This is a genomic window from Macrococcus bovicus (genome assembly GCF_030376725.1).
GTDB lineage: Bacteria > Bacillota > Bacilli > Staphylococcales > Staphylococcaceae > Macrococcus > Macrococcus bovicus.
Window position 1 is genome coordinate 893,084 of record NZ_CP128470.1, and the last position, 25,178, is coordinate 918,261.

21 protein-coding genes and 1 pseudogene are annotated in these 25,178 nt (G+C 46.2%); 18 read left to right on the top strand and 4 right to left on the bottom strand.

Annotated elements, in window-relative coordinates:
• The first annotated feature begins 171 nt into the window (after positions 1 to 171).
• The 7 genes and pseudogenes from rpsP to QSV55_RS04985 all read left to right on the top strand — a co-directional run.
• Entirely contained in the window at positions 172 to 447 is a 276-nt protein-coding gene (rpsP, locus tag QSV55_RS04955) for a 30S ribosomal protein S16 (protein WP_133451945.1), read from the top strand.
• A gap of 5 nt (positions 448 to 452) precedes the next feature.
• Positions 453 to 680, top strand: coding sequence for a KH domain-containing protein (locus QSV55_RS04960; RefSeq protein ID WP_133451944.1), 228 nt, complete (start codon positions 453 to 455; stop codon positions 678 to 680).
• Positions 681 to 722: 42 nt separating this feature from the next.
• Positions 723 to 1,223 (top strand): ribosome maturation factor RimM, encoded by a 501-nt coding sequence (gene rimM / locus QSV55_RS04965; RefSeq protein ID WP_133451943.1) that lies wholly within the window; start codon positions 723 to 725, stop codon positions 1,221 to 1,223.
• Positions 1,220 to 1,945 (top strand): tRNA (guanosine(37)-N1)-methyltransferase TrmD, encoded by a 726-nt coding sequence (gene trmD / locus QSV55_RS04970; protein ID WP_289650932.1) that lies wholly within the window; start codon positions 1,220 to 1,222, stop codon positions 1,943 to 1,945. Before rimM ends, trmD begins: the two co-directional genes overlap by 4 nt.
• A 137-nt stretch (positions 1,946 to 2,082) precedes the next feature.
• Positions 2,083 to 2,430: a 50S ribosomal protein L19 gene (rplS, locus tag QSV55_RS04975; RefSeq protein ID WP_133451941.1), complete on the top strand. Its 348-nt coding sequence runs from the start codon at positions 2,083 to 2,085 to the stop codon at positions 2,428 to 2,430.
• A 676-nt stretch (positions 2,431 to 3,106) separates the two neighbouring features.
• The gene (locus tag QSV55_RS04980) at positions 3,107 to 4,762 is read left to right on the top strand and encodes an ABC transporter ATP-binding protein (protein ID WP_434784211.1); all 1,656 of its coding nucleotides are present in this window, start codon (positions 3,107 to 3,109) and stop codon (positions 4,760 to 4,762) included.
• Positions 4,747 to 6,576, top strand: a pseudogene (locus QSV55_RS04985) (ABC transporter ATP-binding protein); the annotation flags it as partial. The gene QSV55_RS04980 and the pseudogene QSV55_RS04985, both read left to right, overlap by 16 nt.
• Positions 6,577 to 6,615: 39 nt before the next feature.
• Here the strand turns inward: QSV55_RS04985 and QSV55_RS04990 are convergent.
• The 4 genes from QSV55_RS04990 to QSV55_RS05005 are packed head-to-tail and all read right to left on the bottom strand — an operon-like array spanning position 6,616 to position 13,093.
• Entirely contained in the window at positions 6,616 to 9,219 is a 2,604-nt protein-coding gene (locus QSV55_RS04990; RefSeq protein ID WP_289650935.1) for a YfhO family protein, read from the bottom strand.
• Positions 9,216 to 11,792, bottom strand: a complete 2,577-nt coding sequence (locus tag QSV55_RS04995; RefSeq protein WP_289650936.1) for a YfhO family protein — start codon at positions 11,790 to 11,792, stop codon at positions 9,216 to 9,218. The genes QSV55_RS04990 and QSV55_RS04995 overlap by 4 nt, the downstream gene beginning before the upstream one ends.
• Positions 11,782 to 12,165 carry a GtrA family protein gene (locus QSV55_RS05000; RefSeq protein ID WP_289650937.1) on the bottom strand — a complete coding sequence of 128 codons (384 nt, stop codon included), beginning with the start codon at positions 12,163 to 12,165 and terminating at the stop codon, positions 11,782 to 11,784. Before QSV55_RS05000 ends, QSV55_RS04995 begins: the two co-directional genes overlap by 11 nt.
• Positions 12,158 to 13,093: a glycosyltransferase family 2 protein gene (locus QSV55_RS05005; protein ID WP_289650938.1), complete on the bottom strand. Its 936-nt coding sequence runs from the start codon at positions 13,091 to 13,093 to the stop codon at positions 12,158 to 12,160. The genes QSV55_RS05000 and QSV55_RS05005 overlap by 8 nt, the downstream gene beginning before the upstream one ends.
• Positions 13,094 to 13,181: 88 nt before the next feature.
• On the opposite strand from QSV55_RS05005, the gene ylqF reads away from it, so the two are divergent.
• From ylqF to codY, 11 genes are all read left to right on the top strand, one after another.
• On the top strand, positions 13,182 to 14,057 hold the full coding sequence (ylqF, locus tag QSV55_RS05010) for a ribosome biogenesis GTPase YlqF (RefSeq protein ID WP_289650939.1): 876 nt from the start codon (positions 13,182 to 13,184) through the stop codon (positions 14,055 to 14,057).
• Entirely contained in the window at positions 14,038 to 14,799 is a 762-nt protein-coding gene (locus QSV55_RS05015) for a ribonuclease HII (protein ID WP_434784212.1), read from the top strand. Before ylqF ends, QSV55_RS05015 begins: the two co-directional genes overlap by 20 nt.
• A gap of 81 nt (positions 14,800 to 14,880) precedes the next feature.
• Positions 14,881 to 16,050 (top strand): ADP-forming succinate--CoA ligase subunit beta, encoded by a 1,170-nt coding sequence (sucC, locus tag QSV55_RS05020; RefSeq protein ID WP_289650941.1) that lies wholly within the window; start codon positions 14,881 to 14,883, stop codon positions 16,048 to 16,050.
• A gap of 17 nt (positions 16,051 to 16,067) precedes the next feature.
• Positions 16,068 to 16,976: a succinate--CoA ligase subunit alpha gene (gene sucD, locus QSV55_RS05025; protein WP_133451931.1), complete on the top strand. Its 909-nt coding sequence runs from the start codon at positions 16,068 to 16,070 to the stop codon at positions 16,974 to 16,976.
• Between the two features lie 157 nt (positions 16,977 to 17,133).
• Entirely contained in the window at positions 17,134 to 17,979 is an 846-nt protein-coding gene (gene dprA / locus QSV55_RS05030; RefSeq protein ID WP_289650942.1) for a DNA-processing protein DprA, read from the top strand.
• A gap of 76 nt (positions 17,980 to 18,055) precedes the next feature.
• Positions 18,056 to 20,125: a type I DNA topoisomerase gene (gene topA / locus QSV55_RS05035; RefSeq protein ID WP_289650943.1), complete on the top strand. Its 2,070-nt coding sequence runs from the start codon at positions 18,056 to 18,058 to the stop codon at positions 20,123 to 20,125.
• A gap of 85 nt (positions 20,126 to 20,210) precedes the next feature.
• Positions 20,211 to 21,515 carry an FADH(2)-oxidizing methylenetetrahydrofolate--tRNA-(uracil(54)-C(5))-methyltransferase TrmFO gene (trmFO, locus tag QSV55_RS05040; RefSeq protein ID WP_289651052.1) on the top strand — a complete coding sequence of 435 codons (1,305 nt, stop codon included), beginning with the start codon at positions 20,211 to 20,213 and terminating at the stop codon, positions 21,513 to 21,515.
• Positions 21,516 to 21,575: 60 nt separating this feature from the next.
• Positions 21,576 to 22,448 (top strand): site-specific tyrosine recombinase/integron integrase, encoded by an 873-nt coding sequence (xerA, locus tag QSV55_RS05045; RefSeq protein ID WP_289650944.1) that lies wholly within the window; start codon positions 21,576 to 21,578, stop codon positions 22,446 to 22,448.
• A 14-nt stretch (positions 22,449 to 22,462) separates the two neighbouring features.
• Complete coding sequence (gene hslV, locus QSV55_RS05050) at positions 22,463 to 22,987, top strand: HslVU peptidase proteolytic subunit (protein ID WP_289650945.1); 525 nt, start codon at positions 22,463 to 22,465, stop codon at positions 22,985 to 22,987.
• Positions 22,988 to 22,996: 9 nt separating this feature from the next.
• Positions 22,997 to 24,382 carry an ATP-dependent protease ATPase subunit HslU gene (gene hslU / locus QSV55_RS05055; protein ID WP_289650946.1) on the top strand — a complete coding sequence of 462 codons (1,386 nt, stop codon included), beginning with the start codon at positions 22,997 to 22,999 and terminating at the stop codon, positions 24,380 to 24,382.
• Between the two features lie 13 nt (positions 24,383 to 24,395).
• On the top strand, positions 24,396 to 25,169 hold the full coding sequence (codY, locus tag QSV55_RS05060; RefSeq protein WP_133451924.1) for a GTP-sensing pleiotropic transcriptional regulator CodY: 774 nt from the start codon (positions 24,396 to 24,398) through the stop codon (positions 25,167 to 25,169).
• Positions 25,170 to 25,178: the final 9 nt, after the last annotated feature.

The following is a 25,178-nucleotide window of genomic DNA, read 5'->3' on the forward strand; positions in this document are numbered from 1 at the left end:
GGAGATTCAAAGAGGTAAATGATGCTTGAGAAAAGAGATTGATCGTCTATGATTCCATCTGCTCAAGCGTCGAAAATATTTTTAAAACTGTAAAGAAAAAATACTTTACAGTGATTTTGTTATCTGTTATAGTAAGTACTTGAGAAAAGAACTAAAGGAGAGAATTAAATTATGGCAGTTAAAATTCGTTTAACACGTATGGGTTCTAAAAGAAACCCTTTCTACCGTATCGTTGTAGCTGACGCTCGTGCGCCACGTGACGGTCGTATCATCGAAGCAATCGGAACTTACAATCCAGTTGCTAAACCAGCAGCAGAAATCAAGGTTGACGAAGCGTTAGCTTTAAAATGGTTAGCTGATGGAGCGAAACCAACTGATACAGTACGTAATATCTTGTCTTCACAAGGTATCATGGAGAAATTCCATAACCAAAAAATCGCGAAGTAATTGCGATGGAACAATTATTACAAACGATTATTGAGCCACTCGTTGATTTTCCGGAAGATATTCAGATATCAAAAGAAGACCATCATTCAAGTGTCACTTATCATATAAGCGTCAACAAAGAAGATACTGGCAAAGTCATCGGTAAGCAGGGTCGTCTGATTAAGGCGATCCGTACACTGACGATGGCAGGTCAGCACGAGTCAGGTAAAAAAGTGTTTGTAGAAATTGATTAAGGGGTGCCTGTTGGTGCCCCTTTTTTTATAGGAGGCGATCACATGTCAGTCAATGTAGGTAAGATTGTGAATATGCACGGTATTAAAGGAGAGGTGCGTGTGCTGTCTGCTTCAGACTTTACACAGGAACGCTTCAAGCCGGGCAATGAAATCATCATCAGGCAGAATAATGAGGAGACACCTGTTAAGATTAAAAGTTACCGCACACACAAGAACTTTCATCTGCTGCAGTTCGAAGGCATGGAGAACATTAATGTTGTCGAGAAGTTTAAAGGTGCTGATATCTTTCAGGATATTGACGAGATTGATATCCCGCTGGCAGAAAATGAGTTCTATTATCATGATATCATCGGCTGCACGGTCTTTAATGCAGGTGAGGCGGTCGGTCGGGTGATTGATATCTTTGAAACGGGCGCAAATGATGTCTGGGTCGTCAAAGGTGACAAGGAGTATTTGATCCCTTATATCGAGGACGTCGTTAAAGAAGTGGATGTCGCGAATAAGACCATTGTAATAGAAGCGATGGACGGTCTGTTATCGTGAGAATTGACTATCTGACGCTCTTCCCCGAGATGTTTGAGACGCTCAATCATTCTATTATGAAGCGGTCACAGGATAAGGGCATCGTCACACTTAACCCGGTGAATTTCCGTGCGTTTTCGAATAATAAGCATCAGCAGGTCGATGACTATCCTTACGGCGGGGGTCAGGGAATGGTGCTGAAGCCTGAACCGGTCTTCAGTGCGGTCCAGTCACTTGAAGTCACTGAGGAGACCCGGATCATTCTGATGTGCCCGCAAGGTGAACGTTTTGATCAGGCGAAAGCTGAAGAACTGGCACATGCTGAGCATCTGATTTTTATCTGCGGTCATTACGAAGGATATGATGAACGTATCCGTACCGAACTTGTGACTGATGAAATATCACTTGGGGATTTCGTCCTGACAGGCGGTGAGCTCGCAGCTATGACAATGACAGATGCGATTGTGCGACTGATTCCCGATGTGCTCGGCAACGAAGTCTCACATGAAGATGATTCCTTTTCATCCGGATTGCTGGAACACCCGCAGTATACGCGTCCTGCCGATTATAACGGCTTGCAGGTGCCTGCTGTCCTGCTCAGCGGCAATCATAAGCTGATAGAAGAATGGCGTCATCACGAAAGTCTGAAACGGACCTATGAAAGACGGCCTGATCTCCTGGAAAGCTATCCGCTGACAGCAGCGGATATCCAGTATTTACAGACCTTGGGCTATCAGGAATAAATTATTTTCAAACTGTCAAGATTTTTTCTTGTCAGAAGCGCTCAATTGTGATAATATTCTATGAGTGTGAAAACACATAATCACTATGGTCCGCTGAAATCCTTATTTTAAGAACATAGGAAGAAGGAGAAGGAAAAATGAACAACAAATTAATCGATGCTATTACTAAAGAACAACTCCGTACTGACATCCCGGCTTTCCGTCCTGGTGATACTTTAAAAGTACACGTACGTATCGTTGAGGGAACTCGCGAACGTATCCAGGTCTTTGAAGGTGTGGTAATCAAACGTCGTGGTGGCGGTATCTCTGAGACTTTCACGGTTCGTAAGATTTCTTACGGTGTGGGTGTAGAACGTACTTTCCCGTTACACACGCCAAAAATCGAGAAAATCGAAGTATTACGTCGTGGTAAAGTACGTCGTGCGAAACTTTACTACTTACGTAGCTTACGTGGTAAAGCTGCGCGTATTAAAGAAATTCGCTAATAAAAGCGTGAAGCATCCTGAGTATTCAGGATGCTTTTTTTGTTATCCAACATTTCCGGCAGGATTGTTCATTGACTCAACCAGACGTACACTATATGATTTACCAAGTAATGAAAAAGAAATGAAAAGGAGTGAAAAAATGCTATATATTTTCAGATATTTAAAGGCCTTCATGCTTCCGCTCTTACTAGCCGTCGTCTTTCTATTTGTACAGGCATTCAGTGATCTGAGTCTGCCGAACTATATGTCAGACATTGTTGATAACGGTATACAGCAGCATGGTGTGACGGATGAGGCACCAGAAGCCATCAGTCAGGACGGCATGAAACTGATGCAGACCTTTATGACAGATAGTCAGAAAGAAAAGGTCAAAGCTTCGTACAAACTCGTCGACGCTGATCAGTACAAAGATACATACAAAAAAGCAGAAGGGCAGTTTTATCTCAGACAGGATGTATCAAGTAGTAAGCTGAAAGATTTAAATAGCACATTCCACAAATCAAGTCTTGGACTGTTCAATGCTCTCAGCGATGCTCCAAAATCCCAGAAACAATCTTCGCAACCGGCTGAGAAGAAGCTGGATGTGACTCAGCTCTACAAGATTCAGCCAGTTCTTGATCAATTGCCTGAAACGAAAAAAGAAGCATATCGCAACCAGCAAGCAGATAATGATATCATGACGAAACAGCTAGGTGTCAGTCTGACGCAGTCTTTTTATCATGAACTGGGTCTTGATCTTACCAAAATACAGACCGCTTACATCATTAAAATGGGTCTTGCAATGCTCGGGGTTGCGCTGATCGGGGGTCTCGCAACGATCCTTGTGAGCTTACTCTCGTCGCGAATTGCGGCCGGTCTTACGCGTGACTTGCGCCGTGACGTCTTCAGAAAAATCGAAAGTTTTTCATTCAAAGAGATTGATAACTTCTCAACGGCTTCGTTGATCACACGTTCTACAAATGATATGACGCAGATTCAGCAGTTCTTTATGATAGGCATCCGTATGATCTGTTATGCACCGATCATGGGGGCAGGCGGTGTCATTATGGCGATCAACAAATCAAACTCTATGAGCTGGATTATCGTGATTGCTGTTGTCATTTTGCTGGCCTTTATCGGCATTATCATGGCGCTTGCCATTCCAAAGTTTAAAATCATTCAGCAACTGGTGGATAAGGTCAACCTCGTATCCCGTGAATTTTTAAGTGGTTTAATGGTGGTCCGGGCGTTCGGGACAGGAGAGCACGAGAAAAAACGTTTTAATGTTGCCAACAAAGATCTGACAGACACTAACCTGTTTATCGGTAGAGTGATGTCACTTATGTCGCCTGTAATGACACTCATTATGAATGGTGTCTCGCTTGTTATTGTCTGGGTAGGTGCACACCGTATTGCCGATGCTTCTATGCAGGTCGGTGATATGATGGCTTTTATTCAGTATACGACACAGATCATCATGGCTTTTCTGATGTTATCATTTACCTTTATCCTGATTCCGCGTGCTGCTGTCTCAGCTGGGCGTATCAAGGAAATACTGGAGACAGATTTATCAATAGCAGACCACCAGAACACGAAAGAATTTATCAATCACTCCGGTCTGGTTGAATTCAGAAACGTCAGCTTTAAGCATGACGGCGCGAAGGAATATGCGCTGAAAGATATCGATATAGTGGCAAGACCAGGAGAGATGACTGCGGTCATCGGTTCAACAGGCGCTGGAAAATCGACCCTGATTAATCTGCTGCTCAGATTCTATGATACGACGCACGGGGAATTGCTGTTAGACGGCGTCAATGTCAGGGAGGTTAAGCTGCAGAGCCTGCGAGATCGTATTGCACTTGTTCCGCAGAAAGCTGCACTCCTGAAAGGCACTGTTCGTTCTAATCTGCGGGTCGGTAAAGAAGACGCCACTGATGAAGAGATGCTTGAAGCGCTTGAGATCGCTCAGGCGACAGAATTTATTGCACAGATGGACGGACTTGATACAGAAATCTCACAGAACGGCAGTAACTTATCCGGTGGTCAGAAGCAGCGTCTCGCCATCGCACGTGCCGTACTCCGTGATGCTGAAGTTCTGATCTTTGATGACAGTTTCAGCGCACTGGATGCAAGAACAGAGAAACAGCTCAGACTGGCCCTTTTTAATCAGCAGAAAAGGAAGACGATTATTGTGATCGGCCAGCGTGTCACGTCCATCATGGGGGCTGAACAGATCATTGTTCTGGATAAAGGCGAAGTGGTTGGCAGAGGGACACACGATGAACTGCTGAGAACAAACGAGGAATATTTTGAGATTGCATCATCACAATTATCTGAGGAGGAGCTGGCATGAAACAGGACAAACCGACTAATATGAAGCAAGCGCTTATGCGACTCTTCAGCTATATCGCCACCTATCGTCTAATGATTCTGCTGGTGATTGTTTTAGCGATGGTCTCAACAGTCTTTATGATTTTTGGACCGAAGATTCTCGGTGACGGAATTGATGTCCTCTTTAAAGGCGTCATCGCTCAGACAAACGGCACCGGCAGGATTGATTTCGGTGAGATAGAGCGCGTCTTACTTTTACTGACAGTATTTTATCTGGTCAGTGCACTCTTCAATTATCTGCAAGGATATGTCATGTCTGGTATCACCGCTAAAATAACCTATTCTTTAAGAGAGGATATCAATAAGAAACTCCATAAGCTGCCGCTGAGATTCTATGATAAAACTTCACAAGGTGATGTCTTGAGTCGTATTACCAATGACATCGATATCATCAGCCAGACGTTAAATCAAAGTCTAGCGCAGATTATTACGTCCATCACGATGCTGGTCGGCATCTCTATTATGATGTTCACCATCAGCTGGCAGCTGACTCTGGTTGCCCTGTTGACACTGCCGCTGTCGATGATTGCAGTTGTCATGATTATGAAGAATTCACAGATTCATTTTAAGAATCAGCAGGAGTCACTCGGACTGGTCAATGGGCATGTTGAGGAAATGCTTGGCAATCATACCGTGATTAAAGCATTCAACCGCGAGACAGAATCAGGCAGCACATTTGAGGCATACAATGATACGCTTTACAAATCAGCCTGGAAAGCGAACTTCCTGTCCAGTCTGATCATGCCGATTACGATGTTTATCGGAAATATCACTTATGTCGTCATCTGTATACTCGGCGGCTACTTTGCGGTCAAAGGGACGATGACTGTCGGCGGTATCCAGGCCTTTATCCAGTATATCCGTCAGTTCAATCAGCCGATCTCTCAGATTGCGAGTATCAGTAATACGCTGCAGCTGACTGCAGCTGCGACAGAACGGGTCTTTGCGATTATCGATGAGCCAGAAGAAGTGAAAGATGATGAACATGCATTATCAGTCGTTGATAGCCGGACAGATGTAGACAGAGATTATGTCTATATCGAAGGGGCAGTGGACTTTGAAGGCGTGAACTTCGGTTATAACGCAGATAAAACAATCATCAATGATTTTTCAACACACGTGAAACCGGGGCAGAAAGTCGCCATTGTCGGGCCGACAGGCGCCGGAAAATCAACCATCGTCAAGCTCTTGATGCGTTTTTATGATGTGAACAGCGGTGCGATTAAGATAGATGGCATCAATATACATGACTTTAAACGAGATGAGCTGCGTAAACTGTTCGGCATCGTCCTGCAGGATACATGGCTATTCAACGGCACGATTCGTGAAAACATCCGCTACGGGAAACTGGACGCCACAGATTTAGAAGTAGAGCAGGCAGCACGTGACGCGCAGGTCGATCACTTCATCAGGACATGGCCGCATGCATACGACATGGTTTTAAATGAGGAGACGAGCAATGTCTCACAAGGTCAGAAACAATTATTGACCATTGCCCGAGCGATTCTCTCGGACCCTAAGATTCTGATTCTCGACGAGGCAACAAGTAACGTCGACACTCGGACGGAAGTCCTGATCCAGAAAGCGATGGATAAGCTGATGGAAGGACGGACCAGCTTTGTCATCGCGCACCGTCTCTCAACTATCCGGAATGCGGACCTGATTCTCGTCATGAAGAACGGGGACATCATCGAGCAGGGTACACACGATGAACTGCTGAAGCAGGACGGCTTCTATAAAGGCTTATATGACAGCCAGTTTGACGAGGCAGTTTAAAAAATCCCGTTATATCTTTTGAGATATAACGGGATTTTTCTATTCAGCAAGCGGAGCAATGGTGTCGATTTCTTCTTGATTAGTGACGGTACTGCGTTTTCCGCGGCTCACTTTTTGTATATACCAGATAGCGGTGGCTAAACCGATAAGGCTGATGAGCTGCATCAGATGGAAGTAGGGCGGTGTGTAAGTGAGTTCTATTTTTCTGGCATTTTTGTCTACTTTGACAGCGGTCATTAAGTAGTTGCCTTCAGAAACTTCAGCTTTCTTGCCGTCCACTTTAGCAGACATCCCGTTTAAATAAGGCGTCGGGATTACAGCGTAACCTGTATCATGCGGACTCAGTGTCGCGACGAGTTTACCACCTGCCTGAGTCAGCTGATGCTTCTGCTGCTGTGTAGCTGATTCCAGTGTCGTATAATCTTCACCGTAGATGCCGTTGATGTGATACGTATAAGTACCCGACATAAGCTTCAGCTGAATCAAATCACTCGCTTTGATCCGCAACGTGATAGTCGGATTGAAACGGCGGTAGTCATCATCGAGCGGTTTCCGGGACTGATAGATCTCATTAATCCAGACGTAATGATAGCGGCTCGGCGTTTTCAGCTCGATACTTAAGTCCACATATAAATCTTTATAGCGGTCAGCCAGACGTTTAGGGAGACGATAGGTGATGCCGCCTTGATCCTGACTGACGATGAGCTGTTGACCGTCATATGTCGCATTATTCAGTGACATCGTAGTCTGAGACAGGAGATTTTCAGCTGGCGTCACTTTTGAGTTGGACGGACTGTCCAGCACAACACCCTCAAGCATCGCGTGCTCGCGGTCAATCGGTGTTTTCAGCTCTTGTGGATTGAACACTTTATCCGTGACTCTGACCAGCGGCAGTTCATGGGTATTGCGGTAGACAGAGTAGCGTTTCTCCTTGCCCTGTCTCTGATCGGTCAGTTCAAAACCATAGGGCAGTGTCGCGATATTATCGGTCCGGATGGAATGGTTGACATTAAAGAGACTATAGAGATTCGCCCGTTCACCCAGCCGGTAGTAGATGCTGTTGCTGTCTGTGTCCATCGTGATATTCAGTTCCTTATCATAGAACTGATAGATATCTTTGTCAAAGATACTTGAGTAAAGCTTGATGCCGTTGAAATGCTGATAAAGCGGTGTGTTATGTGTGGCCGAAGTCTGCCAGTCAATCCGGGCTGCAGGTGATTCTGTTGTAATATTCTTGATGATTGACCGCTGCGTCTCACTGTTATATTTATCCGACTGGACAAATGCCAGGTCATGTTCATAAAAAGGATGGAGTGTATCCATCTGTTCACGGATGTAGTCATAAACAAAATAGAGATTCATGATGACAACCGTCACAGTGAGGAACTGAAAAGTGATCACTTGTGGTCTGTATACATAAAGCATGATGATAACAGCTACAACCGGAATGAAGATCAGCCAGGTGAGCGATTTGCCACTGCCGATAACCGACAGGCTATAGATGATTGAGACAGGTAGCAAGGAAATGATGATATCCTTCAAGGTCAGGTTCTTCAGATGATGCAGGTAGACCGCGATCAGACCGGCCGCAGAGAATGCGAGCATATAGACCCAGCGTCTCTGGTCAATTGAAAAGCCGTTGAAGAAACTATCAAATAAGGGGGACAATGAACCCGCCATGAAGAGCCAGGTAATGACGGCGAACAGTCTGAAGGTATAGTTTCTGTATAGCTTGAACGTAAAAAGTGCCATCACCGCAACAAATGGTATAACGATATAGTAGCCGTCATAGAAGAGGTTATAATGGCTGATAAAATCAATGAATGGCTTCAGCTTGATCGGCGGGAGTGTCCGGTCATTCAGCAGATAGCTCGTGACGCCAGTTGAGAAGCCGACAGCACTTATCATGAGCGCGATAAGTGACGAGATAACAATCGTGATGAGCTTCGTCCGTCTCGATACGCTATCGCTCGCCTTCCTGTAGAGTGTCCGGTAGATGAAATAAAAGAGCACAAAGATAAACTGATAGTAACTGAAATAAAAATTGGAATGGAGCGTCAGTGCGATCCCTAAAAGATAGAGGCCGATTTTACGCTCGGCAAAGTACCGTTCCATACCGAGTATCGTCAGCGGCAGATAGAACATCACATCGCTGAAGAAACTCCAGGTAAAAGTGAAGAAGAAATAGACGGTCGAATAGCCGTAGAGAAATGCACTGGCCATGCTCGCATATTGATTGATACCGAGATACTTAAAAAGGCGGTAAGTGACATAGAGAATCGCTGTCAGCTTAACGATGGAGACGATGATCTGATTGACAAACCAGAAGTCAGGGCTGCCGGTGTTCAGCGGCAGAAAGAGATCCAGCAGATAGACGGCTCCGAAATTGAGATAGGCGATCGGTGAAGTCGAATAATAATAGGCAAGACTGCGGAAGAAATCGCCGCCTATGCCGAAGCCCATATCATAGAAAAAATTAAACTTTGAGAACTGTTCGTATAAATAGAGCTGAAAAGGAATCATCTGCGCGATACTGTCGCCTTTACCTGAGAACAGGATACCCTCAGTGACAAATCTGTAAATGATGACACTATGAGCCAGAAGCGACAGGATGAGACAAGTGACTAACGTTTTGAATTTCATGGTTTACGCTTCCTTTGTACCGGTTTTAGATAAAACAGGGCAGCGATGAGTGACAGCATGGAAATAAGGACAGTCAGATAGAAATAAGGCGGGATATATTTGAACTCGACCACTCGAGCATCAGCGGGCACTTTGACGACTGCCTGCAGATAATTGCCGCGTTCAACAGGTGCCTTCTTGCCATCAATGCGAGCGGTCAGACCGTCACGGTAAATAATCGGTGTGACGAGGTAGCCTGCACGATGCTCTTTGAGGACAGCCTGCATATGATGACCGTCTTCAGTGAACGCGATTTCATTCGTCCGCTCAGCCTTTTCAAGAGCCTGATAGTCTTCACCGTAGATTCCCTGGATGTTAAAGCGGTAGGTCCCTTGCGTCATCCCGATTAAAATCTTGCCGTTCTTCGGCTTGACCCGGTACAGCAGATCGTCCTGATGGGTGCGGTATTTACTGGATTTGAAGAGACGGTTATTCGCATAGCCGTTGACATTGATCTGGATATTGCTTTCAGCAGAAGTCAGTTCGGCATGAAGTTCCACATAGAAATCCTTATACTTTTTCAGTGCGTCCTTCGGCAGTGTGATGATCACACCCCCGTTCGGCGGATTGACGCTCAATGTTTGATTGTACGTCTGCCACGTAGCACCTGATGCCTGAATAGTACTTGAGCTGAGCAGATTTTCTGCTGGTGATATCGAAGCGGTGGATTCTCCGTTGAGTACCACACCTTTTAGCATCGCATGTTCACGGTCGATCGGTGTCTTTAAAGTATCAGCGTCAAAGAGAGTATCGGTTACTTTAGCGACAGGCAGCGGCAGGATGTTCTCATAAATATTATACTTGCCTTTTGTCTCGATCAGCTTGAAGTTCTCAGGGATATCGGTCTGGTAATCTTTTCTGACGAGATAGCGCACATTAAAGAGCGACTCCAGATTGCTGCGTGACTGGAAAGTGGAGTAGCGGCTGATAGATTCTTCCTTCAGGTTGATTTTCAGCTGATGGTAATAGAAGTCTATCAGTGAACCGTCAAAGATGCTGGAATATAGACTGACCCCCGGGAAACGCTGATAGAGCGGGGTATTATCCTGTTCAAGCACTCGCCAGTCGATACGTTCGCCTGGCTTCAGTCTGGCCTTTAAGTCATTGATGATCTCCTGCTGCAGTCCCGAGTTGTAGACGCTCGATTCAATGTAAGACATCTTCGCCCTGCTGTCGATGCCCGGATTATAGTTGTCATACACGTTATGTTCTTTCACGACATGCCAGTTGAAGAGCATCAGGGCAGCGATCTGTGCGACATAAAGCACTTGCTGGGCACGTTTATTTTTAACCAGCAGGATGCATAGGCCGATCAACGCGATGCCCGGCAGATACCAGACCCATTCCACTTTCTTGTCGATATAAATGTAGCTCAGACCCACAATGATGAAGCCGGGCAGCAGTGAATAGAGATAATTCTGGACCGAAATATGACGGAACCGGGCGATATACATGGCGATCAGCCCGCTGGAGAAGAAGGTCAGTAAATAGTGCCACCGCTTCTGTGGTGCTGAGAAACCGTTGAAGACGGAATCGATAAAGGGCATGAAACTCAAATAAATCAGGGCGATGGTCATCAGCGCAAAGAAACGATAGAAATAAGAGCGGTAGAACTTAAAAGTGAAGAGTGCCTGCAAGGTAATGTAGAGCACGATGACCAAATAATTATCATAGAAGATATTAGCGTGCTGATCGAATGTATTGAAGAGTGTCATCGGGTCTGTATACGGTGCGCGGTCATTCTGCAGAAAGCCTTTGACCCCGTAGAAAAAGCTGAACATCGAGATGCCCGTTCCCAGTAAAGTCATCGTCAGGAAGGCTTTCCACTGGTCGAGTCGCGTGGCACGGTCTCTTTCAGAGCGGAAAATCATGCGGATGATAAAGTAGATCACCCCGAAAAGCATCTGATAATAGGCGAAATAGAAATTATTGATAAGAGACAAGGCGACAGCAGTGATGAACCAGCTCTTTTTCTTGTCCTGAATATACTTCTCTATGCCGAGCAGAAGCAGCGGCAGAAAAATAAAGACATCTGAAAAGAATGACCAGTAAAGCGTAAAGCGGAAATAAATCGCTGACGTCAGAAAGAGAAAAGCACCGAGCAGCGCACTTATACGGTCCACCTTCAGATAGGTGAAATAAAGATAGGTGAAGTACATGGCAACAGCAGACTTGAAGATGGAAATATAGAATGCATTGACCGCCCAGAACTGAATGCTCTCCGTCTTAAAATGAAAGAACAGGTTCAGCCACCAGACGGCGACCATATTCACATAAAAGACAACAGAAGTCGAATAATAGTAGGCAAGATCAGTATAATAGTCGCCGCCGAGACCGAAATCCATATCATAGAAAAACTGACCATGCGACCATTTATCATAGAGAAACAGCTGGAAAGGCAGCATCTGCTCTAGCCCGTCGTTAGGCCCCGTGAAGATGGTACCGTCCTTCAGGAACCGGTAGATATAGAAACTGTGTCCGAAAACTGCGAGCAGCAGAAAAAGAAAAGGGAATAGATACTTTTTATTTTTCATGATTACCCTCAACGAAAATATATTTTGCGATCACATAAGTGACGGGTACTGTGATGATGAGCGCCGGGAACGGTGCGAGTCGTTCATCGAGTCCCATCTTAACGAAAAGCATGAGCAGCAACGTCTGTAATCCCATATTGATGACCTGCGTCAGCGGGAACTTCAGGAAGGTCGACCATTTCGGTCTGACATGATAGACGATATAACAGTTCAAGTAGTAGGAACAAATAAACGACCAGAGAAACGCGGTGATGTGACTGACCATATAAGGTGCGATATGGAGCAGCAGTAAGTACATCACATAATAATTGACGGTATTGATGACACCGACAGCTACAAAACGAATGAATGCAGAGCTGAATAGTCTAGTCATGTTTCAACTCCTCAGCGTTCGTGCGCTCAACAATAAAATGAGGCCGTCTTTTGCTCTCTGAATAAATACGGCCGATATATTCACCGATGACACCCAGACTGAACAGCTGGACACCCCCTAGAAAGAGGATGGCTGAAATGATGGTGAAGTAGCCCGGTTCATCTATGCCAGTGAAGATAATCTGGATCAGCGTAGTCAGAATATAAAGCAGACAGATGATCAAGGTTACTGAGCCGAAATAAAAGCACACTCTGAGTGGTTTGTTGTTATAGCTGAGCACGCCGTCTATCGCGTAATCCAGAAGGGACAGGAAATTGAAAGAGGACTGACCTGCTTCCCGTCTGACATTTTTAAAAGGAATGGTTTTCTTGCTGAAACCGACCCACTCAAATATGCCTTTTGAGAAGCGGTTGTACTCATCAAGTGACAGAATAGAGTCAATGACGACCCGGGAGATCAGTCTGAAGTCCCCTTCACCGTCCACGAGATCAACATCAACATTGAAGTTGATCAGTTTATAGAACAGCTGACTCGGAATCTTTCGCAGGATATGTTCACCGTCCCGGTCACGCCGTGCGACCACCTGATCGTATCCTTCCTGGTAGGCGGCGACAAACTGCGGAATCAGTTCCGGTGGATGCTGGAGGTCAGCATCCAGTATGATGGCAGCGTCTCCGGTCGAACATTTTAAACCGGCCAGCATCGCAGACTCCTTGCCGAAGTTGCGTGAGAATGAGACATATTTGATATGAGCGTCCTGCTGACTGAGGGCTTCAATCATTTCAATCGAACGGTCGCTTGAACCGTCGTTGATCATAATCAGCTCATAATTATATTCATTTGCTGTCATGGTTTGTGTGATAGAATGATGAAGTCGACTGATATTTTTTTCTTCATTATAGATAGGGATGATTAATGATAATTTCATGATGACTCCTTTGTTAATGCTGATTATTAATATCAGACTATATCATAACATGAATTAACTTAAAGACTCATGAAAGAAGGTAATGACATTGACAATACAATGGTTTCCCGGCCATATGGCCAAAGCACGACGTGAAGTAACGGAACAGCTGAAGATGGTGGACTGTGTCTTTGAACTGCTGGATGCCCGCATTCCGTACGCTTCCAGCAACCCGATGATCAGTGAAATCATCAAGGATAAACCGCGCGTAGTCCTGCTGAACAAAATGGATATGGCAGATCCGAGAGAAACTGCGAAATGGATGAAACATTTTGAAGCACAGGGGGTCTATCCTGTCGCCCTGGATGCGAAGAACGGCAAGAACTTGAATATGGTCATAAAGGCGGCAGAAGCGGTGACGAAAGAGAAGTTTGACAGACTGGCGGCTAAAGGACTACGTCCACGTGCCATCCGTGCCATGATTGTCGGTATCCCGAATGTAGGGAAATCCACGCTTATCAACCGTCTCGCCAAAAAATCACTGGCAAAGACCGGCAATATGCCGGGTGTCACCAAGAAGCAGCAATGGATCAAGGTCGGTAAAACACTCGAACTGCTGGACACGCCGGGTATTCTGTGGCCGAAATTCGAAGACCAGATAGTCGGTAAAAAACTCAGTCTGACAGGCGCGATTAAAGATAGTATCGTCCATCTTGATGAAGTCGCGATCTATGGCCTCGAATACATGCAGTCACACGACCTGGAGACGCTTAATCACCACTACCATATTACTATAGAAGAAAATGATCCATATCTGGAAATCTTCGATCAGATCGGCAGAAGCCGGGGCATGAAGAACAAGGGGAACGAAATTGACTACGAGTCTGTCATCGAGCTTGTGGTCCGCGATATTCGTAATGCGAAGGTCGGGCGTTACACTTTTGACCGAGTAGAGGACTTAGGACATTCAGATGAAGCTGAGTGAACTGAAGACAGCACTGCAGAGCTACCATACAGCTGCAGAGATACACAATGATTTCGGCCAGGATACGCGTGCCGGCGCCAGAAAGCTGGTGGCCCAGAGGCTGAAACAGCTGGAGCAGGCAGAGCAGGTCAGAAAAAATTATAGGCAGGCGATGGAGTTTGAAAACCGCTATCCAGGTGAAATCATCTGCGGTATAGATGAAGTGGGCCGTGGACCGCTGGCCGGTCCTGTTGTGGCATGTGCAGTGATACTGGAAGAGAATCATTTCTATCCGGGGATGACCGATTCGAAGAAACTGTCTGCAAAGAAAAGGCGAAGTATTGAGGCCCGTCTTCTCAGCCAGGTGCGCGACTATGCGATAGGGATAGCGACGGTTGAAGAGATTGACGCCATCAATATATACGAGGCCTCTAAGCTTGCGATGCGGCGAGCTGTTGAAAGCCTCGAGGTTAAACCGACTGTCCTGCTGATAGATGCCATGACGCTGAACACCGGCTTGATTGAAGAAGCGATCATTAAAGGGGATATGCGCAGTGTCTCGATCAGTGCGGCCAGTATACTGGCGAAAGAGTATCGTGACCGGCTGATGGCAGAATACGACAAACTATACCCGGGCTATGATTTCAGTCAGAATGCAGGTTACGGAACAGCGAGGCATTTAGCGGGTATTCAGGAGCGCGGCATCACACCGATCCACCGGCGGACATTCGAACCGATCAAGTCGATTATCAGCACCGACTGACAATTATCGTTTACAATAACGCTTACATTTCCTATAATTGAACCGTAAGCTGAATTTAACCCGTATTTAGGAGGATGGAAGATGAATATCCATGAGTATCAAGGGAAAGAAATTTTTCGCTCAATGGGTGTAGCTGTACCGAACGGTTCAGTTGCTTATACACCTGACGAAGCAGTTGAAGTAGCAAAAGGATTAAAAGAGGGCGTTTACGTCGTTAAAGCTCAAATCCACGCAGGGGGCCGCGGTAAAGCGGGTGGCGTTAAAATTGCGAAAAGCTTGGATGAAGTGAAAGATTATGCTGAAGAACTGTTAGGGAAAGTACTGGTCACTCACCAGACAGGTCCTGAAGGTAAAGAAGTTAAACGTTTACTGATTGAAGAAGGCTGCGATATCCAGAAAGAATATTACCTCGGTTTCGTCTTAGACCGCGCGACTGACTCTGTTGTATTGATGGGTTCAGAAGAAGGCGGCACGGAAATCGAAGAAGTAGCTGAGTCAAATCCTGAGAAAATCTTCAAGGAAGTCATCGATCCTGTTACCGGTTTAATGCCGTTTCAGGCACGTCGTTTAGCTTTTAACATTAATATCCCTAAAGAATCTGTCAATAAAGCAGTGAAGATCATGATGGGACTCTATGATGTCTTCATTCAGAAAGATGCGTCAATCATCGAAATCAATCCGCTCGTCACAACAGGTTCCGGTGATGTGCTTGCGCTCGATGCTAAGATCAACTTCGACTCTAACGCTCTGTTCCGCCATAAAGATATCGTCGAACTCCGCGACCTGGAAGAAGAGGATCCAAAAGAGATCGAAGCGTCTAAATATGATCTGGCCTATATCGCACTGGATGGCAACATCGGCTGTATGGTCAATGGTGCGGGACTTGCGATGGCAACGATGGACACCATCAACCATTTCGGCGGCAATCCGGCGAACTTCCTTGATGTAGGGGGCGGTGCAACGAAGGAGAAGGTAACAGAAGCATTCAAGATCATCTTAGGTGATGACAAAGTAGAAGGTATTTTTGTCAATATCTTCGGTGGTATCATGAAATGTGATGTTATCGCTGAAGGTGTCGTTGCGGCAGCTAAAGAACTTGAACTGACGATTCCTCTTGTCGTGCGCTTAGAAGGGACCAATGTTGACCAGGGTAAAGAAATTCTGGAGAACTCTGGACTTGCGATCACACCTGCCGGCACAATGGCAGAAGGGGCACAGAAAATCGTTGAATTAGTTAAACAAGCTAAATAGGAAGCGGGGAGAAATTCGTGGGAGTATTTATTGATAAAAATACGAAAGTATTAGTACAAGGGATTACAGGAGCAACAGCTCTTTTCCATACTAAACAAATGATTGAATATGGGACACAGATTGTAGCCGGCGTCACACCTGGTAAAGGCGGCATGGAAGTTGAAGGCGTACCGGTCTTCAATACAGTAGAAGAAGCGGTGAAAGCAACAGGCGCTACAGTTTCTGTTATCTATGTGCCGGCACCATTTGCAGCCGATGCGATTGTAGAATGTGTCGATGCAGAACTTGAGCTGGCTATCTGTATCACTGAACATATTCCGGTTCTTGACATGGTCAAAGTCAAGCGTTATATGAAGGGCAAGAAAACACGTCTCGTCGGTCCGAACTGTCCAGGTGTGATCACAGCTGATGAATGTAAGATCGGTATTATGCCGGGCTACATCCACAAAAAAGGGCATGTCGGCGTCGTATCACGTTCTGGGACTCTTACTTACGAAGCAGTTCATCAGCTGACACAGCTCGGTATCGGTCAGACAACAGCTGTCGGTATCGGCGGCGACCCTGTTAACGGTACCAACTTCATCGATGTTCTGGAAGCGTTCAACAATGATCCAGAAACATATGCAGTGGTCATGATCGGTGAGATCGGTGGAACGGCTGAGGAAGAAGCAGCTGAATGGGTCAAAGCGAACATGACGAAGCCGGTTGTCGGCTTCATCGGTGGTCAGACAGCACCTCCAGGTAAACGTATGGGTCACGCCGGCGCGATCATTTCAGGCGGTAAAGGGACAGCGGCTGAAAAAATCAAAGCGATGAACGCAGCAGGCATTAAAACAGCGGCTACACCTTCAGATATCGGTTCTACTTTAGTGGAACGGATTAAAGAAGAAGACGGCCTGTACGAGAAATGTCTGACAGTAAAATAATGCATTGAGAGGCAGACTGAAGTCTGCCTTTTTCTGTTATTTCGATCTGCAATCGATGCTTTTTTCTCGTGAAATTTTACATAATCCATATAGAACATACATGTCTCTGACACTGAATCTTTAAGAAGAAGTCCTAAGATGAAGAGGAGGTGAAGAGATGAATGATCTGATACTGAAATTAATCTATGCCGGTTTTACCACGAAGCAGCTCCACCAGTATTATCGCCAGTTCGGTTGTTTTGACTTCGTTTCTGAGAAATACGAGATGCTGCTGAGAGAAGGGAAGGATGAGCGCCTGTCAAGCAAGCTGCGTGCTCTGCGGACGCTTGATAGCGGGCAGATCAGACAGAAGCTGAGTCGTGATCGTATTCAGACTGTGTTCTATAATGAGCCTGATTATCCCGCTCTACTGAAAGAGATCTACGACTTTCCTTTTGTTCTTTTTTACAGAGGCGATATTAAACTTGCCCAGCAGCAGGCCCTTGCTATTGTCGGCGGGCGTGAACGGACAGATTATACCAAGCAGGTCCTTAAGCGTATGATGCCGGAACTAAAGCCCCTGACCATTGTCAGCGGCCTGGCAAAGGGGACTGACGCTGACGCCCATCTTTCAGCTCTGGAACATGGCGGCCGGACAATCGGTGTCCTCGGATTCGGTCATCTGCATCATTATCCGAGCGAAACTGCCCTGCTCAGACGGCATATGGAAGAGCATCAGCTGGTCGTCAGTGAGTATCCGCCTTTTGCGGGACCGAAGACCTGGCAGTTTCCAGAACGCAACCGGCTGATCAGCGGGCTTGCTGACGGGGTATTGGTCATTGAAAGTAAAAAACGCTCAGGTAGTCTCATCACACTTGATCAGGCGCTGGATCAGAACCGGAATGTCTACTGTATACCGGGACCGGTCACAAGTCCGTATTCAGAAGGCAGCAATCTGAGAATCTGTGAAGGGGCCAAGATGTGTCTTGAAGCACGTGATATACTTGAAGATTTTATCGTCTGAAAATTTAATAATTGACAGTACTATCCTTGACCGTTATCATTTACACTTGAAAACGAGTTAAGAAGGGGAGATACAATTGGCAGAGAATCTTGTCATTGTTGAATCGCCTGCAAAAGCAAAAACCATTGAAAAGTATTTAGGAAAAAAATTTAAAGTCATTGCTTCTATGGGCCACGTCAGAGATTTACCACGTAGTCAGATGGGCATTGATGTTGATAACAATTTTGAACCTCGATATATCACAATCCGCGGTAAAGGTCCTGTCGTGCAGGACTTGAAGAAACATGCGAAAAAAGCGAAACATGTCTATCTCGCAAGTGACCCGGACCGTGAAGGTGAAGCGATTGCCTGGCATTTGGCACATATACTGGATATCGATCAGAAGGCAAAATCACGTGTGGTCTTCAACGAGATAACGAAGGACGCCGTGAAGGAGAGTTTTAAATCTCCGCGAGAAATCAAACATGAACTTGTGGATGCACAGCAGGCACGTCGGGCACTCGATCGTCTTGTCGGCTATAACATCTCACCTGTATTATGGAAGAAAGTCAAAAAAGGTCTGTCGGCGGGACGCGTGCAGTCTGTAGCGCTCAAGCTGATTATAGACCGTGAGGAAGAGATCAATGCGTTCAAGCCTGAAGAATACTGGACCATTGATGGCACATTCAAACATAAAGGCATCACGTTCAAAGCGAAATTCCTGCATGAGAATGGCAAGCCGAAGAAACTGAAGACCAGTCAAGACGTCAAAGCGATTGTCAGTCAGCTCTCAGGCGACCAGTTTGATGTCACAGACGTAGCTAAGAAAGAAAAATTACGTTATCCGGCTCATCCATTTACAACATCCTCTCTTCAGCAGGAAGCGGCAAGAAAACTGAACTTTAAAGCGCGTAAGACAATGATGCTTGCTCAACAGCTGTATGAAGGGATCGATCTTAAGAAACAAGGGACAGTCGGTTTGATCACTTATATGAGAACAGACTCCACACGTATTTCTGAGACAGCAAAAAGTGAAGCAGCCGGTTACATTAAAGAGCAGTATGGTGACAACTATCTGGCACAGCGTAAAGCAGGAAAACTGAAGGAAGGTGCACAGGATGCGCATGAAGCGATCCGCCCGACTTCTGCCCTGCGGACGCCGAATGCGATGAAAGATTATTTATCACGTGATCAGCTCCGGCTGTATAAACTGATCTGGGAACGTTTTATGGCGAGCCAGATGGCACCTGCTGTCATCGATACGGTAGCCGTTGATTTAACACAAGGTGCTATCAAGTTCCGTGCCAATGGCCAGACGATTAAATTCAAAGGATTTATGAGCGTCTATATTGAAGGTCAGGACGATGTGGAAGAAGAAGGAGAGAACCGTCTGCCGGAACTTGTGGTCGGTGACAGTGTGCAGGCGACAGCTATCGCTGAGAACCAGCACTTTACTCAGCCGCCGCCGCGCTATACTGAAGCGCGTCTTGTCAAGACACTGGAAGAGAAAGGTATCGGCCGCCCATCGACCTATGCGCCGACACTTGATACAATCCAGAAACGTAACTATGTGAAAGTGGACCAGAAGAAGTTCTATCCGACTGAACTCGGGATCATTGTCAATGACAGTGTCAAAGAATACTTTCCGGAGATTGTTGAAGTTGATTTCACCGCTAACATGGAATCCCTGCTGGACCGCGTTGCGAACGGTGAAGTGGAATGGAAGAAAGTCATTTCTACTTTCTATGACAATTTTAAGATAGATTTAGAACGCGCAGAAGCAGAGATGGAGAAGATTGAGATCAAGGATGAGCCTGCAGGTGAAGACTGTGAGAAATGTGGCTCTCCGATGGTGATCAAGATGGGACGCTACGGCAAATTCATGGCCTGCTCTAATTTCCCGGACTGCCGCAATACGAAAGCCATCGTCAAGACAATCGGCGTTCCTTGCCCGCAATGTGAGAGTGGTGAGGTTGTCGAACGTAAATCCAAGAAGAACCGGATTTTCTACGGCTGTACCAACTATCCTGAATGTGAGTATATCTCATGGGATAAGCCGGTTCCGAGAAAATGCCCGAAATGTGAAGCGCAGCTTGTTGAACGCAAAAAAGGCAAGAACATTCAGGTGGTCTGTACGAACTGTGAATATGAAGAAAAACCGCAATAATCCGACGATGTGCATCAGCACATCGTTCTTTTAGTTTATTTAATTATCAGAATATATTACAATCATTAAGGATTAAGGAGGAGTAATAATGACAACAGTAAATGTAATCGGGGCTGGACTTGCCGGCTCAGAAGCGGCTTATCAGCTTGCAGAACGTGATGTGAAAGTAAATCTATATGAAATGCGGCCGGTGAAACAGACACCTGCTCACCATACCGATAAATTTGCCGAGCTCGTCTGCTCAAATTCATTGAGAGGAAACGCACTGACAAATGGTGTCGGTGTCCTGAAGGAAGAGATGCGCAGACTGAACTCGCTTATCATGAAAGCAGCAGACGCAGCCAGTGTTCCTGCAGGGGGCGCTTTAGCTGTAGACCGTCATGAGTTCAGCGGCTATATCACAGAGACACTGAAAAATCATCCGAACATTACCGTATATAATGAGGAAATCCATTCGATTCCTGAAGGACCTACTATCGTGGCCACGGGTCCTCTGACGACTGAAACGCTCTCTAAAAGCATTCAGGCGCTGACGGGTCAGGATCATCTCTATTTTTATGATGCAGCAGCGCCGATTATCGAGAAAGATTCTATTGACATGACTAAAGTCTATCTGAAATCCCGTTATGATAAAGGAGAAGCCGCTTACCTCAACTGTCCGATGACAGAAGAGGAATTCGACCGCTTCTATCAAGCTATTCTTGATGCAGAAGTCGTACCGCTTAAGGAATTTGAGAAAGAGATTTATTTCGAAGGCTGCATGCCGTTTGAAGAAATGGCGAAACGCGGACGTAAAACATTATTGTTCGGACCGATGAAGCCGGTCGGCCTGGAAGACCCGAAAACAGGCAAGCGTCCTTTTGCTGTCGTACAGCTCCGTCAAGATGATGCAGCTGGCACTTTATACAATATTGTCGGTTTCCAGACGCATCTTAAATGGGGGGCGCAAAAAGAGATTCTGCAGTTGATCCCAGGTCTTGAGAATGTGGAGATTGTCCGCTACGGTGTGATGCACCGTAACACCTTCATCAATTCACCGACTAATCTTGAGCCGACTTATCAGTTCAAAGGAAAAGACGATTTATTCCTGGCAGGTCAGATGACGGGTGTAGAAGGCTACGTCGAGAGTGCTGCAAGCGGCCTGATTGCCGGCATCAACGCTGCGAAGATAGCGGCGGGTCTAAAGCCTGTTGTCTTCCCGCAGTCGACGATGATCGGTGCCATGGCCCATTACATCACCCATACGAACGCCAAGAACTTCCAGCCGATGAATGCGAACTTCGGTCTCTTGCCAAGTCTTGACAAGCGTATCAAAGATAAGAAAGAACGCTACGAGACACTGGCGCATAAAGCACTTGACAGCCTCGATCAATTTAAAGTCACATTATAAAGCTATAAATTGATTATAATTTCTGAATTGTGATACAATTCGGATAAATGAGGTGCTATAATGGACAAGGCTATCGAAGATTTCAGCCGTTATCTGCTTTATGAAAAAGGATTCTCGCCTCATACACAGACGGCATATATACAGGATGTGCTGCAGTTTGAACAGTATCTTAAAGCACAGCATCTGCAAATAGATACCTTTCAGTATCGTGATGCAAGAGGGTATCTGGTACATTTATATAATCAGCAGCTGACCCGTTCAACTGTTTCCAGGAAGATTTCCAGTCTGAAGACGTTTTATCGCTTTCTCAGACTGGACCAGGAAGAGACGAATCCTTTTGACAGTCTGATTCATCCGAAACAGGATAAATACCTGCCTCAGTTTTTCTACGAAGAGGAGATGGCGCGCTTGTTTGCTGAAGTCGATCAAGGCAAGCCGTTTCATAAAAGAGACCGCCTGATTCTTGAGCTGCTGTATGCGACCGGACTGCGCGTATCTGAACTGGTCAGTCTGAAGCTGACGGATATTGATGAAGAGATGATGGTGCTGAAAGTACTGGGTAAAGGGAATAAAGAGCGCATTGTACCTTTCGGTCAGTTTGCGCTTGAAAGTCTGAGGGATTACCTGCCACTTAGACGTCAATACGCCAAGGACCATGACGGACTGCTGATCAATCAGCAAGGCGGCATACTGACAGTTCGCGGGGTCCGCTACATTCTGACTGACATCATCAAGCGCACCGGCCAGGTGTCACATATCCATCCGCATATGCTCCGCCATACGTTTGCGACGCATCTGCTGAATGAAGGCGCCGACCTCAGAACAGTGCAGGATTTACTCGGTCATGTCAATTTATCAACGACAGGCCGCTATACCCATGTCACGAAAGAACATCTGAGACAAACCTATTTAAGTGCACATCCCCGTGCCTAAAGGAGAGAAACGAATTGACTACGATATTTGCAATCAGACACGATGGCCACACTGCGATGGCAGGTGATGGTCAGGTCACACTCGGTGAACAGGTCATCATGAAAGCGACCGCTAAAAAGGTCCGCCGATTATATGACGATAAAGTTGTGGCGGGCTTCGCCGGCAGTGTGGCAGATGCTTTCACTTTATTTGAGAAATTTGAAGCTAAACTTTATGAATATAACGGCAACTTATCACGTGCTGCTGTCGAACTGGCAAAAGAATGGCGTGGTGACAAGATGCTGCGCCAGCTTGAGGCCATGCTTATCGTGATGGACGAGAAGGAGCTGCTCCTGGTCAGCGGGACCGGTGAAGTCATTCAGCCTGATGATGATATCATTGCTATCGGTTCAGGCGGCAATTATGCACTGAGTGCCGGCCGCGCACTGAAAAAACATGCGCCGCATCTGTCTGCCCGTGCCATCGCACAGGCCAGTCTTGAGACGGCGGCTGATATTTGTGTATTTACCAATCATAATATTATTCTTGAGGAACTTTAGGGGGAGACCATGAATCAAAAACTGAAATTGACACCTAAGGAAATCGTGGCTGAACTGAATGCGCATATAGTGGGCCAGGAAGAGGCGAAGCGGAAAGTAGCTATCAGCCTGCGGAACCGTTATCGTCGCTCTCAGCTGGACGATCAGCTGCAGCAGGAGATCATTCCGAAAAACATACTGATGATAGGACCGACCGGTGTCGGTAAAACTGAGATTGCTCGGCGTATTGCCCGCCTGGTCGGTGCACCTTTCGTCAAAGTTGAGGCGACGAAGTACACCGAAGTGGGATACGTCGGCCGTGACGTTGAAAGCATGATCAGAGATTTAGTGGAAAACGGCATTCGTCTCGTCAAAGAGGAGAAAAAGAAAGAAGTGCTCGCTGAAGCATCTAAGCAAGCTGATGAACGGCTGGTTCAGTTACTGGTGCCCGCTATCAAGAAGAAGAAACAGAATGGTTCGAATCCTTTTGAGGCGCTGTTCGGTGGTCATATGCCGATGATGGATCTGCCTGAAGAAGAAGAGGTAACACCTGAAGTTTCGACGAAGCGCCAGGATATCAGACGGCGTCTGTTAGCCGGGGAACTTGAAGATGAAGTCATCAAGATCAAGGTCGAACAGGAACAGAATCTGCCTTTCGGTATGGAGATGCCCGGTAATCCGATGCAGGACATGCTCAGTCAGATGATGCCGAAGAAGAAAGTGGAACGCACACTTACCGTCGCGAAGGCACGCCCTATTCTGATTGATGAAGAAGCGGGCAAGCTGATCGACCAGGAGTCAGTCAATCAGGAAGCTGTACAGCTGACAGAACAGCTCGGTATCGTCTTTATTGATGAGATTGACAAGATCGCCGGCAGTTCTGAAAGAGGCCAGGATATTTCACGTCAAGGTGTGCAGCGGGACATCCTGCCGATTGTAGAGGGCAGTGTCGTGCAGACGAAATATGGTGCGGTCAATACAGAGCATATCCTCTTCATCGGTGCGGGTGCTTTCCATGTGTCAAAACCAAGCGACCTGATTCCGGAACTGCAGGGCCGTTTCCCGATCAGAGTCGAACTGAACAAATTATCAGTGGAAGACTTTGAAAAGATTCTTAGAGAACCTAAACTGTCGCTCTTACGTCAGTACGAAAGTCTTCTTGCCACTGAAGATGTAACGATATCGTTTACGGATGAGGCGATTACACGTCTTGCGGAGATTGCATTTGAAGTGAACCAGGAGACTGATAACATAGGTGCGAGAAGATTGCACACCATCATGGAAAAAATGCTTGAGGACTTATCATTCGAAGCACCGGACATGCCGAATGCCCATGTTGAAATAACGAAGCAGTATGTGGATTCGAAACTGGGTTCGATTGCCAAAAATAAAAATCTCAGCGAATTTATACTCTAAAGGAGAGCATAAAATGTCTTTATTAAAGAAAACACGCGATATCAATAAATTATTACAGGAACACGAAGGATTAGCAGTCGATTTCAAGGAAATGGCTGACCATCTGGGCAGCGTGATGCAGTCGAATGTGTTTATCATCTCGCGTCGGGGCAGAATCCTTGGCTTCGGTGTCAATGAGCTGCTGAAAAATGAGCGTATCATCAGAATGCTTGAGGAACGTCAGATTCCAAAAGAATATACCGACTATCTACTCAAAGTGGATGAGACGGAATCCAATATCCCGCTCACGAATAAACTGACGGTCTTCCCGCCGGAAAATGAAGAACTCTTCAAGGAGAGCATGACGACCATCATTCCGATTAAAGGGGGCGGCACTCGGCTGGGTACCCTTGTCCTCGGTCGCGTAGACAAGGACTTTGTCGAGAATGATCTCGTCTTAGGGGAATATGCAGCGACGGTGGTCGGCATGGAAATTCTGCGTGAGAAACATACAGAAATCGAACAGAAGGCACGTGACAAAGCGGCTATCACAATGGCCATCAATTCGCTTTCCTATTCAGAAAAAGAAGCGATTGAGCATATCTTTGAAGAACTGAATGCGAACGAAGGTCTATTAGTCGCATCAAAAGTCGCGGATAGAGTCGGGATCACCCGTTCCGTAATCGTCAATGCCCTGCGTAAACTTGAAAGTGCCGGTGTCATCGAATCCCGTTCACTCGGGATGAAAGGCACGTTCATCAAAATCAAGAAAGAGCAGTTTCTGAAAGAACTCGAAAACAGCCAGTAATATGGTTGT